Source organism: Sagittula sp. (genome assembly GCF_052825245.1).
This window is the reverse complement of record NZ_JBRBWD010000064.1, coordinates 1-13,074: the sequence shown is the minus strand read 5'-3', so window position 1 is coordinate 13,074 and position 13,074 is coordinate 1. Positions and strand designations below refer to the sequence as shown.

12 protein-coding genes are annotated in these 13,074 nt (G+C 67.6%); 11 read left to right on the top strand and 1 reads right to left on the bottom strand.

Annotation, left to right across the window (positions count from 1 at the left end):
• Positions 1-14 precede the first annotated feature (14 nt).
• Positions 15-752, top strand: coding sequence for a hypothetical protein (locus tag ACU0DV_RS24900; RefSeq protein ID WP_446241985.1), 738 nt, complete (start codon positions 15-17; stop codon positions 750-752).
• A gap of 2 nt (positions 753-754) precedes the next feature.
• Here the strand turns inward: ACU0DV_RS24900 and ACU0DV_RS24895 are convergent, their stop codons facing one another.
• On the bottom strand, positions 755-2,704 hold the full coding sequence (locus tag ACU0DV_RS24895; protein ID WP_446241986.1) for a 4Fe-4S binding protein: 1,950 nt from the start codon (positions 2,702-2,704) through the stop codon (positions 755-757).
• A 369-nt stretch (positions 2,705-3,073) separates the two neighbouring features.
• Here ACU0DV_RS24895 and ACU0DV_RS24890 point away from each other — a divergent pair, with 369 nt between their 5' ends.
• The 10 genes from ACU0DV_RS24890 to ACU0DV_RS24845 all read left to right on the top strand — a co-directional run bounded on the left by ACU0DV_RS24890 (position 3,074) and on the right by ACU0DV_RS24845 (position 12,960).
• Positions 3,074-3,610, top strand: coding sequence for a DUF3305 domain-containing protein (locus ACU0DV_RS24890; protein WP_100931360.1), 537 nt, complete (start codon positions 3,074-3,076; stop codon positions 3,608-3,610).
• 55 nt (positions 3,611-3,665) lie between these two features.
• The gene (locus ACU0DV_RS24885) at positions 3,666-4,322 is read left to right on the top strand and encodes a DUF3306 domain-containing protein (RefSeq protein ID WP_446241987.1); all 657 of its coding nucleotides are present in this window, start codon (positions 3,666-3,668) and stop codon (positions 4,320-4,322) included.
• Complete coding sequence (locus ACU0DV_RS24880; protein WP_100931176.1) at positions 4,319-4,918, top strand: TorD/DmsD family molecular chaperone; 600 nt, start codon at positions 4,319-4,321, stop codon at positions 4,916-4,918. Before ACU0DV_RS24885 ends, ACU0DV_RS24880 begins: the two co-directional genes overlap by 4 nt.
• A 72-nt stretch (positions 4,919-4,990) precedes the next feature.
• Entirely contained in the window at positions 4,991-5,173 is a 183-nt protein-coding gene (locus ACU0DV_RS24875; protein ID WP_283983804.1) for a twin-arginine translocation signal domain-containing protein, read from the top strand.
• Positions 5,174-5,350: 177 nt separating this feature from the next.
• Entirely contained in the window at positions 5,351-8,248 is a 2,898-nt protein-coding gene (locus tag ACU0DV_RS24870) for a formate dehydrogenase subunit alpha (protein WP_100931178.1), read from the top strand.
• Between the two features lie 12 nt (positions 8,249-8,260).
• On the top strand, positions 8,261-8,854 hold the full coding sequence (fdh3B, locus tag ACU0DV_RS24865; protein ID WP_005864014.1) for a formate dehydrogenase FDH3 subunit beta: 594 nt from the start codon (positions 8,261-8,263) through the stop codon (positions 8,852-8,854).
• 123 nt (positions 8,855-8,977) lie between these two features.
• On the top strand, positions 8,978-10,222 hold the full coding sequence (locus ACU0DV_RS24860; protein WP_446241988.1) for a formate dehydrogenase subunit gamma: 1,245 nt from the start codon (positions 8,978-8,980) through the stop codon (positions 10,220-10,222).
• Positions 10,222-11,502: a c-type cytochrome gene (locus ACU0DV_RS24855; RefSeq protein ID WP_446241989.1), complete on the top strand. Its 1,281-nt coding sequence runs from the start codon at positions 10,222-10,224 to the stop codon at positions 11,500-11,502. Before ACU0DV_RS24860 ends, ACU0DV_RS24855 begins: the two co-directional genes overlap by 1 nt.
• Positions 11,499-11,627: a hypothetical protein gene (locus ACU0DV_RS24850; protein WP_256388408.1), complete on the top strand. Its 129-nt coding sequence runs from the start codon at positions 11,499-11,501 to the stop codon at positions 11,625-11,627. Before ACU0DV_RS24855 ends, ACU0DV_RS24850 begins: the two co-directional genes overlap by 4 nt.
• 1 nt (position 11,628) lies before the next feature.
• On the top strand, positions 11,629-12,960 hold the full coding sequence (locus ACU0DV_RS24845; RefSeq protein WP_283983801.1) for a sigma-54-dependent transcriptional regulator: 1,332 nt from the start codon (positions 11,629-11,631) through the stop codon (positions 12,958-12,960).
• The last annotated feature ends 114 nt before the right edge of the window (positions 12,961-13,074 follow it).

The following is a 13,074-nucleotide window of genomic DNA, read 5'->3' as shown; positions in this document are numbered from 1 at the left end:
ATAGGCTGGACGGCATGCGTGTCTGGTTGCTGATACTGGCCCTTGCCGTGCTGCCCTTCAAGGCGGTCGCACAGGATCGTGCCGTTCGTCTGTTCGCGCCGGAGCCGCTGGTGGCCTCCGGTCTGCTGGACTACATCCTGCCGCGCTTCAGGCTGAAGACGCAGGTGCAGGTGGAGGTGGTGGATGACCCGGCCGCCGCGCAGATGGTGCTGGGCGAGGACGGCACGCCGCTGTTCGAGGGCGCGGGCGCGGTCTGGTCCATGCAGGTCACCGATCAGACGGAGTGGACCGCGAAGCTGGCGGACTGGCTGACCGGAGAGGTCGGGCGCAACACCGTGACCTCCTACGCGCCGGAAGGCGAGGCGCTGTTCACCCTGCCGAAGCAGAAGGAGCGCGAGGTCGCGGCCTTCGTCCCAGACGGCGACGCCGCGCTGGGGCTTGAGGTCTCGCGCCTGAAATGCGGGCGCTGCCACGCCGTCGAGGAGGGCGGCGCGCTGCGCAGCATCGGCTCCACCCCCAGCTTCATGGTCATGCGCGCCTTCCCGGACTGGGTCGACCGTTTCATGGGGTTCTACGCCCTGAACCCGCACCCGGCCTTCACCCAGATCGAGGGCGTCTCGCCGCCGTTCGACGAGGCACGGCCCAGCCCGATCGTCCCCATGGAGATGACGCTGGACGAGGTCGACGCGGTGCTGGCCTATGTCGCCGCGATGGAGGCCGCCGACCTCGGCGCACCGCTGGATTTCCGCTGACATCAGTGGTCGCGCCGCTTTGACAGGTAGTCCTCGGTGGTGCGCGGCCGCGGACGCGGCTTGCTGGCGAAGGGGTTGTCGTCAGAGTGGTACTGCGCGTTGATCCGGCAGTCGTCGCACATCTGGACCATGCGCAGCCGGTCGCCCGCGAACATTGAATGCGACTGCAGCTTTTCGGTGATCTTCTCCACCGTCGACTTCACCCCGAAGAGCTTGCCGCATTCGATGCAGGCGAACGGCTCCTCTTCCTTCAGGATGCGCTGCGTCAGGGCAGCAGGCGTCAGGTCGAGCTGCGGCTGAAGGCTGATCGCCGCCTCCGGGCAGACGTTGGCGCAGAGGCCGCATTGCAGGCAGGCGTCCTCCTGGAAGCGCAGCTCTGGCCGGTCGGGGTTGTCGCCAAGCGCGCCCGAAGGGCAGAGCGACACGCAGGACAGGCAGAGCGTGCAGGCGTCCTGATCCACCAGAACGGCCCCGTAGGGCGCGCCCTCGGGCAGGGGCAGGACCTCGGCCACCGGGTTCAGCGCCCGCGCCGCCTGCCGGGTGATCTGGCGGCGGGTGCCCATGGGCCTGACGTTCGCGGTGTCGAGCGGCTGAGGCGCCTCGGCGCCGTAAAGCGTGTCGGAGAGCGCTTCGGGGTCGGGCGTGTCGATCACCGTCACGCGGGTTGCGCCGCCGATGGCGCGGGCCAGTTCGACCTGCGGGCCGATCGCCTCCATGTCCGCCTTCGGTCCCGGCAGCAGCGCGACGGAGGCGAACCCGGCGGCCAGCGCCGCGACGATCTCTGCATGGCCGAAGGCGCCGACCTTCGGCAATTCCAGCGGGATCACGTCGGCGGGCAGGCCGGTGTGATGGCGCGAGGCGAGGCGGATCATCTCGGCCCCGTGGCCGTCGTGGACCAGCAGGCGCGGCGCGGCACCGCCCGCGTCGAGGAAGGCCTTCGCCAGCGTCTGCACGCGGCGCATGGTCAGGTCCACCGGCGGGGCGTCGTAGCTGATCGCGCCGGAGGGGCAGACCGCCGAACAGGCGCCGCAGCCCGCGCAGATCAGCGGGTCGACGGAGACGTGTTCGCCGTCCGGCGTGATCGCGCCCGTGGGGCAGAGGTCGAGGCAGCGGGTGCAGCCGGTCTGCTCGGCCCGGGAATGGGCGCAAAGCAGCGGCTCCATCCGGACGTGCATCGTCTTCTCGAAGGTGCCGGTCAGGTGCGACGCGGCGAGGATCGCGGCAGAGACGGCGGCGGCGTGGTTCGGATCGGCGCGCAGGTAGCCCTCGCGCTTTTCGTGCGCAGGGAAGAGGGGCGTGTCGCCCCGAAGATCCAGGAGGATATCGCATTGCGAGGCGCCGCCGTCGCGCGGTTCCGTCAGGGTGAAGCCGCCGCGCCCGCCGGGCTCGACCATGCGCAGCGCGTCGATCACCACCTCGAACTGGCCGAGCGCGCCCTTCGCGCGGCGCAGCCGGCCGGTGATGACGTCGAAGGCGCGGGTGTCGGGGATGTCCGCGCCGGGCGGCAGCAGGACGGTGACGCCCAGGTGATCCCTGAGCTGTTCGGCGGCGGCCAGCGCGGCCTCTGCCGGGCCGACGATCAGGCACAGCCCTTCGGAAATCACGTCGATGGTCTTTTCCGGCGCGGCGGGCAGCATCGCCTCGGCCACCAACGCGGACATTTTGGCCACCTTGGAGGCCGGATCGGCGCTCCACCCCGCCCGGTCGCGCAGGTCGAGGGTTGGGGGCGCGGGGAGGTCCATGTCCTCTGCGAGGGCCTCGAAAACCCGGGCCTCCTGGGTGCAGCAGAAAAGTGTGTCACCCTGCGTCAAGGCCTCTGCGGCGCGGGGCAACTCCTTCGTGCAGAGGGCCGAACAGGGGGGGCGGACGTCCAGCCCGGTGGTGCGCGACAGGGCATCTGCGTCGATCTTCTGCGAGCCGAGACAATCGCATGTAATCAAGGACTTGATCATGGTGTTCCTCCCGTGGCGGGGGCCGGATTCAGGCCGGTCCGAACGTTGCCGCAGCCGGTAGCTACACATGATTCGGAGGCGCCCACAACCGTTTTCCCGGCGCGCATCGGGGCAGGGCAGGGCCGCCTTGGCCTCGATTCCCGCGGGGTGATTCGCGTGGTCGCGGAGAGCCTCTTTCCCGATGAAAACAGTCAAGATGGACTAGTTGGCCAAGGGCGTTCGGGGCCGCCGCGGGGGCTGGTCAAAATGACCGGGACGGGGGTTTGGGATACCGTCGTGCACGAAAACGCTTCACCGGTCTGCGAAGCTGCGCAAAGGTTGGGGCAGGGAGATTTCAGAGTGATCCACAATCCGAATGCCTACCGAACGATGCCGGTCGGGGTCGTCCTGAGACGGACTCCGGGTGTGACCCGTTGGGCGAAGTGGCACTGGACGGCAGCCGCCGTGCTGCCCGGGGCCGGCCCGGCGGAGTGGAAGGAAATGCGCCGCGAGGGCGAGGCGGTGGAGTACCACGCCGCGACCCCGGTTCTGGAACTGCATGGCGCGGAAACCGAAGCCTACCTTCAGGCGATCAGCGACGAGGTGCCGAGCCTTTACGTCGTGATGCGCGAAACGAGCGACGGCCCGCAGCCCTACGAGGTGCTGAAGGTCACGGCCTCCCCCTTCGAGGCGCAGGATTACACCGACAGCGGCAACGAGCTGGTTGAGAAGGTGCCGATGCCGCACGGGCTGGTCGCCTGGGTCCGCGAGTTCATCGAGGCGCACCACCAGGAAGAGGTCTTCGTGAAGCGCAAGCGCGACAAGAAGCGGATCGATCTGGTCGAGGACGGGATCGGCGATGCGCGGGTGGCAAAGCCGGGCGACATCTACGCCTCTCCGGCGCTGAAGCGGAGGCGGTTGCAATGAGTGCGTGCAGGACAAGTGGGCACCGGTTGTCCGTCCGCGGGCGCGGGGATCTGTCATGAGCGGGTTCTGGGACAAGCGCCGTGCCGCTGTTGCGGCCGAGGCCCGCGCCGAGGAAGAGGCGCGCCTTACCGCCGAACGGGCCGCCGAGGAACAGGCACTGGCAGAGAAGACAGACGAGGAGCTTCTGGCCGAGGCCGGACAGCCCATGCCGGAGGATCTCGAAACTGCCGAGCAGGTGCGCGCCTTCATGAAGTCCGCGCTGCCGCAGCGGCTGAAGGCACGGGCGCTGCGCAAGCTGTGGCGCACCAACCCGGTTCTCGCGAACCTCGACGGGCTGGTGGATTACGGCGAGGATTACACCGACGCCGCGCGCTGCGTACCGGACATGAAGACAGCCTACAAGGTCGGCAAGGGCATGTTCGACAAGGTGACCGAGGCCGCGAAGGAGGCGGAGGCCAAGGCGGCGAAGCTCGCCGAACCGGAGGGCGCCGTCGACGATGCCGAAGAGGACGACACGCCCGCGCCGGAGTTGGTGTCGGTCCGCGAGCCCGCACCCTTGCCCGATCCGCCGACGCAACTTGCCATGGCAGAGCCGGAAGACGACGTCGCGGAGACGGTGACCGAGACGGAAACACACGACAGCGAAGACGCCCTGCCCGCCACAACGCGGCGGATGCGATTCGTGTTCGCAGAGACGGAAGGACAGGCATGACCGCAGCACCCGCCCCGAAGATCGCCGAGGAGGACCGCCTGCGCGCGGACCTCTACAATTTCCTCGGGGTCATCCTCTCCGGGCCGCCGGACGAGATGCTTCTGGCGCAGACCGCGTCGCTGTCCGGCGATGCGACGCCGCTGGGGGAGGCGATCTCCACTTTGGCCAAGATGGCGAAGGTGACGAAGCCCCGCAGCGTCGTGACCGAATACAACAAGCTGTTCATCGGCCTCGGGCGCGGTGAGCTGCTGCCCTATGCCTCCTATTACATGACCGGCTTCCTGAACGAGAAGCCGCTGGCCCTGCTGCGGCAGGACATGACGGCGCACGGGCTGGCCCGCGCGGAAAACGTGTTCGAGCCGGAGGACAACATCGCCAGCCTGATGGAGATGATGGGCGCTCTGATCGTCGGACGCTTCAGCTCGCCCGCGTCGCTGGAGGCGCAGAAGACCTTCTTCAACAAGCACATCGCATCCTGGGCCGGGCACTTCTTCAGTGACCTCGAGAACGCCAAGGGATCGGTGTTCTACGCGCCGGTGGGCACCATCGGGCGCACCTTCATGGAAATCGAGGCGGAAGCCTTCCGTCTCGGCTGAGCCGACGGGGCCTTCGGGTCCCGTCAAACGAGCGGCGCGGGGGACGCGCCGGAACCAACAGAGGAGCAAGACATGTCAGAGAAAGAAGCGTCCCGGCGCGACTTCCTGAAGCTGGCCGGGACCGCCGCGCCCGCCGCCGCCGTGGCCGTGGCCACCGCCGGTACGCAGGCCGAAGCCGCGGAGCCGGACCTGTCGTCCAACCGGATGCAGGACACGGTGCACACCCGCGCCTACTTCGACACCGCGCGGTTCTGATCCGCGCCCGCGCGCAGGCCTTTGGCCGAGCGCCCCGCTGACGCCCCGCCCGGGCGTGGCACCCCGCTGGTGGAACAACTGGTTGCGTGAGGCCCGACCGTTCCGCCTTCACCGCTCTGCGCCTGTGCGCCGGGTACTGTCTTTCGCACCGCGAGGTGCGTTGAGGGAGAGAGACACATGCTTAGGAAAAAGACCAACGGGGTTGCGCGACGCCCCCAGCGGACTTCGATCCTGTCCGAGGTTGCCAAGACCTCGGTTGACCGGCGCGGATTCCTCCGCGGGTCCGGTCTGGCGATCGGCGGCCTTGCCGCGATTGCAGCGACCGGAGGAACCGTCCAGCAGGCCAGCGCGCAGACCGCCGCCACCGGCAAGGTGGACCTGAAGAAAACCGTGTGCACCCATTGCTCGGTCGGTTGTACCGTCATGGCAGAGGTGTCGGACGGCGTCTGGATCGGGCAGGAGCCCGGCTGGGACAGCCCGTTCAACCTCGGGTCCCACTGCGCGAAGGGCGCCTCCGTGCGCGAGCACACCCACGGCGAACGCCGCCTGAAGTACCCGATGAAGAAAGTCGGGGGAGAGTGGGTCCGCATCAGCTGGGAAGACGCGATCAACGAGATCGGCGACCAGATGATGGCGATCCGCGAGGAAAGCGGCCCGGATTCCGTCTACTGGCTGGGCTCGGCGAAGCACAGCAACGAACAGTCCTACCTGTTCCAGAAGTTCGCGCGCTACTGGGGGACGAACAACGTCGACCACCAGGCGCGGATCTGTCACTCGACCACGGTTGCAGGTGTTGCCAACACCTGGGGCTACGGCGCGATGACGAACTCCTACAACGACATCCATAACTCCAAGGCGATCTTCATCATCGGCGGCAACCCGGCCGAGGCGCACCCCGTCTCGCTGCTGCACGTGCTGCGCGCCAAGGAGCAGAACAACGCCCCGCTGATCGTCTGCGATCCGCGCTTTACCCGGACGGCGGCCCATGCGGACGAATACGTGCGCTTCCGCCCCGGTGCCGACGTGGCGCTGGTCTGGGGCATCCTCTGGCACATCTTCGAGAATGGCTGGGAAGACCGCGAGTTCATCCGCACCCGTGTCTGGGGCATGGACCAGATCCGCGAGGAAGTGGCCAAGTGGAAGCCGGAAGAGGTCGAGCGCGTCACCGGCGTCCCCGGCTCCCAGCTCGAGCGCGTGGCGCGGACGCTGGCGAACAACCGTCCCGGCACCGTGATCTGGTGTATGGGCGGCACCCAGCACACCACGGGCAACAACAACACCCGCGCCTACTGCATCCTTCAGCTTGCGCTGGGGAACATGGGCGTGTCCGGCGGCGGCACCAACATCTTCCGCGGCCACGACAACGTGCAGGGGGCCACGGACCTCGGCGTCCTGTCGCACACGCTGGCGGGCTACTACGGCCTGGCCAAGGGCTCGTGGGAGCACTGGGCCCGCGTCTGGGGCGAGGACTGGGACTGGCTGAACGGTCAGTTCGCCAAGATGCCCGGCGCCGACGGCAAGGAAAAGGACCTGATGTACGAGACCGGGATTCCGGTGTCGCGCTGGATCGACGGTGTGCTTGAAGACGCCGAGAACATGGACCAGCCCAACAAGGTCCGCGGCATGGTCTTCTGGGGCCACGCGCCGAACTCTCAGACCCGCATGGTCGAGATGAAGAAGGCGATGGAGCTTCTGGACCTGCTTGTGGTGGTCGACCCCTATCCGACCGTGACGGCCGTGCTGCACGACCGGACGGATGGCGTCTACCTGCTGCCGGCGGCCACGCAGTTCGAGACCCACGGTTCGGTCACCGCGTCGAACCGCTCGATCCAGTGGCGCCAGCAGGTGGTGAAGCCGATCTTCGAGTCGAAGCCCGACCATGAGATCATCGGCCTGTTCGCCAAGAAGTTCGGCTACCACGACCGGCTCTTCCGCAACATCGCGCTTGAGGACGACGGTGTGACCCCGAGCATCGAGGACACGCTGCGCGAGATCAACCGCGGTATGTGGACCGTAGGCTACACCGGCCAGACTCCGGAACGCCTGAAGCTCCACATGGAGAACCAGCACACCTTCGACCGCACCACGCTGCGCGCGGTGGGCGGACCTGCCGACGGCGATTACTACGGTCTGCCGTGGCCGTGCTGGGGCACTGCCGAGATCAAGCATCCCGGCTCGCCCAACCTCTACAACATCGACCTCGCGGTGAAGGACGGCGGCCTGCCGTTCCGGGCCCGCTACGGTGTGGAGCGCAACGGCGACAACCTGCTGGCGGAAGGCGTCTACAACCCGGGTTCGGAGATCCAGGACGGATACCCCGAGTTCACCATGCAGATGCTGATGGATCTCGGCTGGGACAGCGACCTGACCGACGAGGAGCGGAAGGTGATCGACGAGATCGCCGGTCCGAAGACCAACTGGAAGACCGACCTTTCAGGCGGCATCCAGCGGGTCGCGATCGAGCACGGCTGCGCGCCCTACGGCAACGCCAAGGCGCGCTGCGTGGTCTGGGAATTCCCCGATCCCGTGCCGATCCACCGCGAGGCGCTGTATACCAACCGGCGCGACCTGGTGGCCGACTATCCCACCTACGACGACCGGAAGTTCTACCGTCTGCCGACCATGTACGCGTCGATCCAGAAGCAGGACTTCTCCAAGGACTACCCGATGATCCTCACCTCCGGCCGACTGGTCGAATACGAGGGCGGCGGGGACGAAACCCGGTCCAACCCGTGGCTCGCCGAGCTGCAGCAGGACATGTTCGTCGAGATCAACCCGCGCGACGCCAACAACCTCGGTGTGCGTGACGCGGCGATGGTCTGGGTCGAAGGTCCCGAAGGCGGCAAGGTCAAGGTCAAGGCGATGGTCACCGAGCGGGTGGGCGAAGGCGTGGCCTTCATGCCCTTCCACTTCGGCGGCTGGTACCAGGGCGAGGACCTGCGGTCGAAGTACCCGGAAGGGGCGGACCCCATCGTGCTTGGTGAATCCTGCAACACGGCGCAGACATACGGCTACGACTCCGTCACGCAGATGCAGGAGACCAAGGCCACCCTCTGCAAGATCATGCCGGCATAAGGAGAGAGAAACATGGCAAGAGCGAAGTTCCTCTGTGACGCCGAACGCTGCATCGAATGCAACGCCTGCGTCACCGCCTGCAAGAACGAGCACGAGGTGCCGTGGGGCATCAACCGTCGCCGCGTGGTGACCATCCAGGACGGCCAGCCGGGCGAACGCTCGATCTCGGTCGCCTGCATGCACTGCTCGGACGCGCCCTGCATGGCGGTGTGCCCGGTCGACTGCTTCTATCAGAACGAAGAAGGTGTCGTCCTGCACTCCAAGGACCTGTGCATCGGCTGCGGCTACTGCTTCTACGCGTGCCCCTTCGGCGCGCCGCAGTATCCGCAGGCGGGCAACTTCGGGTCGCGCGGCAAGATGGACAAGTGCACCTTCTGCGCCGGTGGTCCCGAAGAGAACAACTCCCAGGCGGAGTTCCAGAAGTACGGCCGCAACCGGATCGCGGAAGGCAAGCTGCCGATCTGCGCCGAGATGTGTTCCACCAAGGCCCTGCTGGCGGGCGATGGCGACGTTGTGTCGGCCATCTACCGCGAGCGCGTGGTCGCACGGGGCTTCGGCTCCGGCGCCTGGGGCTGGGGCACGGCTTACGACCAGAAGGGCGGCTGACGCCTTTCCGCGCGTGGGCCGGGCGCCTGTCCGGCCTACATCTGCACCATGACGGCGGGGCCTTCGCGGCCTCGCCCTTTTTGCCACGGACCGGAGGGGGTTTCGTGGCCGATGGGGTTTGACATGACGACTGAACGTTCGAGCGGCTTCGTCGCCTTCATACTCGTGCTGCTGGCCATTGCGATATTCTCGTTCTGGATGGCACCGGGTCCGCGCATCGACGAGACCGAGGCGGAGCTGGCCGCGGCCCGGCTGGAAACCGGCGGCGCGCAGACGCTGGAAGACATCCTGCGGCGGCAGGAGGGCCTGCCGGTCAACGACGACTTCCGGTCGACGAACATCGGCGGCGACGCCGTGCCGCCACCGAACACCGCGCCGCTCGGCACTTCGTCCGACCCGGACCTGTGGCGCGCGCTGCGCTACAACAAGGCGGACGTCACCGTCTCGACGCACCGGCCGGTCGGCGAAGTGCTGATGCAGGACGGCGGCATGAGATGGCTGACCGTGCGCGACGGCCCGCTGCGCACCTATGGCGGCTGGCTGCTGCTGGGGACCATCGGCATCCTCGCCGTCTTCTTCCTGTTCCGCGGCCGCATCAGGATCGAGGGCGGCAAGACCGGCAAGACCGTCACCCGCTTTCACGCCTTCGAACGCTTCACCCACTGGATGACCGCCGGGTCCTTCGTCCTCCTGGCCTTCACCGGGCTCTTCACCCTCTTCGGGCGCAAGTTCCTGATCCCGGTGCTGGGCCATGACGCGAACTCCGTTTGGCTGGCCGTCTCGAAGTACATCCACAATAACGTCAGCTGGGCCTTCATGCTGGGGATCGTGCTGGTCTTCATCCTGTGGGTCGCGCACAATATCCCCAACAAGCTGGACATCATCTGGTTCAAGCAGGCGGGCGGCATCGTCGGTGACAAGCACCCCCCGGCAAAGAAGTTCAACGCGGGCCAGAAGCTGATCTTCTGGTCGGTGATCCTGTTCGGCGCGTCCATCTCGCTGTCGGGCCTGTCGCTGCTGTTCCCCTTCGACCTGCCGCTGTTCGGCAAGACCTTCACGCTGCTGAACGACATCGGCATCACCGGCCTCCTCGGCATGGAGCCGCTGCCCGTGGCGCTTGCCCCGCAGGAGGAGATGCAGCTTGCCCAGCTCTGGCACGCCATCGTCGCCTTTGTCCTGATGGCGATCATCATCGGCCACATCTACATCGGCTCGATCGGGATGGAGGGCGCCTTCGACGCCATGGGGTCCGGCCAGGTGGACGAGAACTGGGCCGAACAGCACCACTCCATCTGGTACGAGAAGGTCAAGGAACGCGAAGCCGCGCGCGAGGGCAGGGCGCCCGAACAGGCGACCCCGGCGGAGTGATGCGCTGGCTTGCGATCCTGTGCCTCTGCGCCTCGGCCGCCGGGGCGCAGGAGTTCACCACCCTCAAGGGACACGGCGGACCGATCATGGGCATCGCCGCCTCCGGTGACCGCGTGGCCACCGCCAGCTTCGACAACTCCGTCGGCGTCTGGTCGGCGGACGAGCCGGAATGGCAGGAAGGCCACGAGGCGGCGGTCAACGCGGTCGCCTTCGGGCCGGAGGGCACGGTGATCTCCGGCGCGGACGACTTCACCGTGCGGCTCTGGGACAATGACGGCACGTCCCGCCTCCTCGGCACCCACAAGGGCAAGGTCACGGCGCTGGCCATGTCACCCGACGCACGCCTCGCCGCCAGCGCAAGCTGGGACGGCACCATCGGGCTCTGGCCGCTGTCCGGCGGAACGGACGGCCGGTTCCTCGACGCGCCCGGCGGGGTGAACGCCGTGGCCATAGACGACAAGGCCCGGGTCTGGGCCGCGACTTCCAACGGCTACCTCCTGCGCTACGACCTGATCGAGCAGACCGCCGACCAGATCGTCAGCCACGGCTTCGGCATAAACGAGATCGTCGTGACCCCCGACTGGATCGCCTATGGCGCCGTCGACGGGGTGACGCGGGTGATCGACCACCAGGGCGGCCAGATCGCCGACTTCACGCTGGACCGCCGCCCGATCCTCGCCATGGCCTATCACGCCGGGACCCATCAGCTTGCCGCCGGGGACGGGCACGGGTTCATCATGATGGTCGACACCGCAGAGTGGCAGATCATCCGCGATTTCCGCGCCACCCGCGAAGGGCCGGTCTGGGCGCTGGCCTTCTCTGACGACGGGGCGCGGATCTGGGCGGGCGGTCTGGACGACGTGGCCTTCGGCTGGCCGGTGGAGGCGCTCGACGCCTTCGATCCGGGCATCAGCGGCGACCGCAGCTTCCTGCGCGACGCCGGGACCATGTCGAACGGCGAACGGCAGTTCATGCGCAAGTGCTCGATCTGCCACGCACTGGAGCCGGGCCCGTCGCGCAAGGCCGGGCCGACGCTGCACGGCGTGTTCGGCCGCCGGGCGGGCACGGTGCCGGGCTACATCTATTCCGATACGCTCGACGGCGCCGACATCGTCTGGACCGACGACACCATCGACGCCCTGTTTGACCAGGGGCCGGATCACTATATTCCCGGCTCAAAGATGCCGATGCAGGTGATCGCGGGGGCGGACGACCGGGCCGACCTCATCGCCTTCCTGAAATCGGCCAACGACCAATCCGGCGAGGAGGCTGAGAAATGAAGGCAATGGTGATGGGTTTTGTCGCGGTGGCCGTGATCGGCGTGGCGGCGCACTACGGGCTGGAGGCGCTGGACGACACCACCGCCGCGCGCCAGACCACCGGCGAGAGCGTCCGGCTCGACTGACGTGGCAGAGGACTACGGCAACGACCTCGCGGGGGCGTCGATCCTGGTGATCGACGACGAACCCGGCATGCGCAACTTCCTCTACAAGACGCTGCAGCCGAGGGTGAAACGGATCGACCTCGCCGCCTCGCCGGACGAGGCGACCGCCAAGCTGGACGAGAACCACTTCGACCTCGTGATCCTCGACAACGTGATGCCGCGCAAGACCGGGCTGGAATGGGTGACCGAACAGAAGCGCCTCGGCTTCATGGCCGAAACCATCCTGATCACCGCCTATGCCGATCTCGAAACCGCCATCGCCGCGCTGCGGGCCGGCGTCTCGGACTTCGTGCTGAAACCGTTCCGCGCCAACCAGATCCTCGGCGCTGTGGCCCGCACACTCGACCGCAAGTATCTGCGCCGCGACAACACCCTCCTGCGGCACGAACTCAACAGCGACCCCAACGGCGTGAAGATGCTCGGCACCTCCGACACGCTCGGAGAGGTGCGCGCCATGCTGAAGAAACTCGCGCCCCTGCCGACGCCGGTGCTGTTCACCGGCGCCAGCGGCACGGGCAAGGAACTGGCCGCGCGCCAGCTGCATGCGCTCTCCGACCGCGCCGACCGGCCATTCGTCGCCGTCAACTGCGCCGCCGTGACCCCCGACCGCATCGCCGAGGAGCTCTTCGGCGACAACGGCGGTGGCGACGGGGCACTGAAACCGGGCCTTTTCCTGCTGGCCGACGGCGGCACGCTCTTCCTCGACGAGGTGGCGCAGATGCCGATCCAGGTGCAGGCGGCGCTCCTGCGCGTGCTCGAGGACCAGCGCGTCCGCCCGATCGGCGCCGAGCGCGAGTTTCCCCTCAACCTGCGCCTGCTCTTCGCCACCAACGCCGATCTCGACGCGGCGGTGGCGCAGGGCCGGTTCCGCGCCGACCTCTACCACCGCATGAACGTGGTGCGCATCCACATGCCGCCGCTGAAGGAGCGGAGCGAGGACATCACCGAACTCGCCGCCTACTTCATGGAACACTTCGCCTGCGTGCTCGGACTGTCCGGGCTCGAGCTCTCCGCCGAGACCCTGCTGAAGATGCGGCGCTACGACTGGCCGGGCAACGTGCGCGAGCTGAAGAACATGATCGAACGCTCGGTGATCCTCGGGCAGTTCCCGGAGGAATTTTCCGGCGATGCCAAGGTGACCGGCGCCCGCGCCACCCTGAACCTCGAACAGGTCATGCAGCGCCACATCCTGCACGTGCTCGACCTCTGCGACGGCAACCGGGCAGAGGCCGCCCGCCGCCTAGGCGTCTCGCGCAAGACCATCGACCGCCGCGTCGCCGCCTGGGAAGGCTAGGGGCTACCCGCACCGCCAAAGGCGCGCAATAGCCCCCAGCGCCTGCACGGCACTCAGGCTTCTTTGCTTCTCAAATACTCTCGGGGGGTCCGGGGGGCGACGCCCCCCGGCGGG

What these genes read in the sequence shown, in the direction of transcription:
- ACU0DV_RS24860 (WP_446241988.1), top strand. Translation starts at nt 8,978, where the DNA reads ATGACGACTGAACGTTCGAGCGGCTTCGTCGCCTTCATACTCGTGCTG.
- ACU0DV_RS24875 (WP_283983804.1), top strand. Translation starts at nt 4,991, where the DNA reads ATGTCAGAGAAAGAAGCGTCCCGGCGCGACTTCCTGAAGCTGGCCGGG.
- ACU0DV_RS24890 (WP_100931360.1), top strand. Translation starts at nt 3,074, where the DNA reads ATGCCGGTCGGGGTCGTCCTGAGACGGACTCCGGGTGTGACCCGTTGG.
- ACU0DV_RS24880 (WP_100931176.1), top strand. Translation starts at nt 4,319, where the DNA reads ATGACCGCAGCACCCGCCCCGAAGATCGCCGAGGAGGACCGCCTGCGC.
- ACU0DV_RS24850 (WP_256388408.1), top strand. Translation starts at nt 11,499, where the DNA reads ATGAAGGCAATGGTGATGGGTTTTGTCGCGGTGGCCGTGATCGGCGTG.
- ACU0DV_RS24885 (WP_446241987.1), top strand. Translation starts at nt 3,666, where the DNA reads ATGAGCGGGTTCTGGGACAAGCGCCGTGCCGCTGTTGCGGCCGAGGCC.
- ACU0DV_RS24895 (WP_446241986.1), bottom strand. Translation starts at nt 2,704, where the DNA reads ATGATCAAGTCCTTGATTACATGCGATTGTCTCGGCTCGCAGAAGATC.
- fdh3B (WP_005864014.1), top strand. Translation starts at nt 8,261, where the DNA reads ATGGCAAGAGCGAAGTTCCTCTGTGACGCCGAACGCTGCATCGAATGC.
- ACU0DV_RS24870 (WP_100931178.1), top strand. Translation starts at nt 5,351, where the DNA reads ATGCTTAGGAAAAAGACCAACGGGGTTGCGCGACGCCCCCAGCGGACT.
- ACU0DV_RS24900 (WP_446241985.1), top strand. Translation starts at nt 15, where the DNA reads ATGCGTGTCTGGTTGCTGATACTGGCCCTTGCCGTGCTGCCCTTCAAG.
- ACU0DV_RS24855 (WP_446241989.1), top strand. Translation starts at nt 10,222, where the DNA reads ATGCGCTGGCTTGCGATCCTGTGCCTCTGCGCCTCGGCCGCCGGGGCG.